Raw genomic sequence first — 2,217 nt, 5'->3', positions numbered from 1 at the left:
GGCGGGAGCGTGGCGCGGGCGGTGCGGGCGGCGAGCCGCAGGGTGTCGCCGGCCCGGAACCCGGCGCGCGCGAGGGCGGCCTGACGGTGCGGGACCAGCGGGGTCAGCGGCAGGACGAACGGCTGGGCGCGCACCAGGTGCGGCGCGGTGCGCTCCATGAGCACCCCGCGTTCCACCGCGCTCTCGTGGGCCACGTCGAGCTGGCCGGAGGCCAGGTAGCGCAGCCCGCCGTGGATCAGCTTGCTGCTGAAGCGGGAGGTGCCGAAGGCGAGGTCGTGGGCGTCCACGGCGACGACGCTCAGCCCGCGCGCGGCGGCGTCGAGCGCGACGCCCGCGCCGGTGGCGCCGAGTCCGACGACCAGTACGTCGACGGTGGGGCCGCCCACCGTGCGGGCGAGTTCACGGGTGCGCCGGCGGGCGGACAGGGATGACCCGGGGGGCGGGCCGCTGGGGGAGTTCATGGCGTGAGGGTCCTCTCCAGGATGTCGCGCAGCTCGGCGAGGAGGGCCTCGGCGCCGAGGTCGGGGTCGTCCTCGTCGGTCATGGTCCGCAGGGACAGGGCGAAGGACTGGACGACCAGCAGCAGCGAGCGGGCCTGCCGTTCGGCGTGTCCGGCACGCACCGAGCCGTCGGCGTGCCCCTCGTGCAGGTCGTCGGCCAGCAGCCCCAGCAGGGCCTGCTGGCTGGCGCCGCGGCGGTCGAGGACGTAGGGCAGGAGCAGTTCGGGATCGACGTCCACGATCTTGCGGAACAGCGGGTGCTCCCCGAAGGCGCGTACGCCGGCCACCAGTCCGGCGACCATCCGTTCCCGGGTCGGCACGTCCGGACGGCGCTCGGGGACGACCCCGGTGGCGACGTCGACCCACTCACGGGTCATCAGGTCCCCGACCAGGGAACGCACGTCGGGCCACCGCCGGTACAGCGTCATGCGGGAGACCCCGGCGCGGCGGGCCACGTCGGTCATCGTGGTGCGGCGCACGCCGACGGCCATCACGCAGTCGCGCACGGCGTCGAGGACGGCGTCGTTGTCCGAACGGTTGTGACGAATAGGCGTCATGTGTAACAGTGTAACGCCAGGTGCGGCCGTCGGCGACGGCACCACTGCCTTTTTCCGCTCGAACCGACCGGTGAGGACGACAGTCATGGACATGCTGTGGAGCGGCTGGGGCGACCCGGCCCGGGCGACGCCCCTGCCGGACTCGGTGACCGGATTGCTGCGCGATCTGCTCGGCGTCAAGCCCCGCGCCCAGGAACCCCTCGCGCTGGAGGACCTGACGGTCCCGGCCTCCCCCCTGGACCCGGCCGCGCACCGCGCCCTGGCCGCCGCCGTCGGCGAGGAGCACGTACGCACCGACCCGGAGACCCGGATCCGCCACACCCGCGGCAAGTCCACCCCGGACCTGCTGCGCATCCGCGAGGGCGACCTCTCCGACGTCCCGGCGGCCGTCCTGCTGCCCGCCGAGCACGACGACGTCCTCGCGGTGATGGCCGCCTGCGCCGAACACGGCCTGGCCCTCGTCCCGTTCGGCGGCGGCACCTCCGTCGTCGGCGGTCTCGCCCCGGACCGCGGGCGCCCCTTCGTCGCCCTCGACCTGCGGCGCATGGACCGCCTGACCGACCTCGACCCGGTGTCCCGCACCGCCACCCTCCAGCCCGGGCTGCGCGCCCCGCAGGCCGAGGCGCTGCTGGCCGAACAGGGCTTCACCCTCGGCCACTTCCCCCAGTCCTACGAGTGGGCCACCATCGGCGGCTTCGCCGCCACCCGCTCCAGCGGCCAGGCGTCCGCCGGGTACGGCCGGTTCGACGAGATGGTGCTCTCCCTGACGCTCGCCACCCCGCGCGGCACCCTCGACACCGGCCGCGCCCCCCGCTCGGCCGCCGGACCCGACCTGCGCCAGCTCGTCCTGGGCTCCGAGGGCGCCTTCGGCGTCATCACCGCGGTCACGGTACGGATCCGCCCGGTGCCGGACACCCGCGTCTACGAGGGCTGGCGCTTCCCCTCCTTCGCGGAGGGCACGGCGGCGCTGCGCCGCCTCGCCCAGGACGGGCCGCGGCCGACCGTGCTGCGGCTGTCCGACGAGACCGAGACGCTGATCGGCCTCGCCCAGCCCGACGCCATCGGCGCCGGCGCGCAGGAGTCGTCGGCCGGCTGCCTCGCCGTCGTCGGTCACGAGGGCACCGCCGAGGACACCGCGCACCGCAGGGCGGGCGCGGCCG

At 75.6% G+C, this 2,217-nt stretch carries 3 protein-coding genes; 1 reads left to right on the top strand and 2 read right to left on the bottom strand.

Annotation, left to right across the window (positions count from 1 at the left end; genetic code table 11):
• Together G3I53_RS25825 and G3I53_RS25820 are read right to left on the bottom strand one after the other, a co-directional pair.
• The coding region (locus tag G3I53_RS25825; protein ID WP_164438824.1) for an FAD-dependent oxidoreductase at positions 1 to 461 on the bottom strand (461 nt) is incomplete at its 3' end.
• Positions 458 to 1,057 carry a TetR/AcrR family transcriptional regulator gene (locus G3I53_RS25820; RefSeq protein WP_164338744.1) on the bottom strand — a complete coding sequence of 200 codons (600 nt, stop codon included), beginning with the start codon at positions 1,055 to 1,057 and terminating at the stop codon, positions 458 to 460. The genes G3I53_RS25820 and G3I53_RS25825, both read right to left, overlap by 4 nt.
• A gap of 85 nt (positions 1,058 to 1,142) precedes the next feature.
• On the opposite strand from G3I53_RS25820, the gene G3I53_RS25815 reads away from it, so the two are divergent.
• Positions 1,143 to 2,217, top strand: a 1,075-nt coding sequence (locus tag G3I53_RS25815; RefSeq protein ID WP_164438823.1) for an FAD-binding oxidoreductase, incomplete at its 3' end; no start/stop codon positions are given.

This window comes from Streptomyces sp. SID14436, from assembly GCF_010548465.1.
GTDB lineage: Bacteria > Actinomycetota > Actinomycetes > Streptomycetales > Streptomycetaceae > Streptomyces.
This window is presented reverse-complemented; position numbering and strand designations above follow the sequence as displayed.

Bases quoted from the DNA above. Each gene is read 5' to 3' on its own strand.
- G3I53_RS25820 (WP_164338744.1), bottom strand. From the start codon at position 1,057: ATGACGCCTATTCGTCACAACCGTTCGGACAACGACGCCGTCCTCGAC.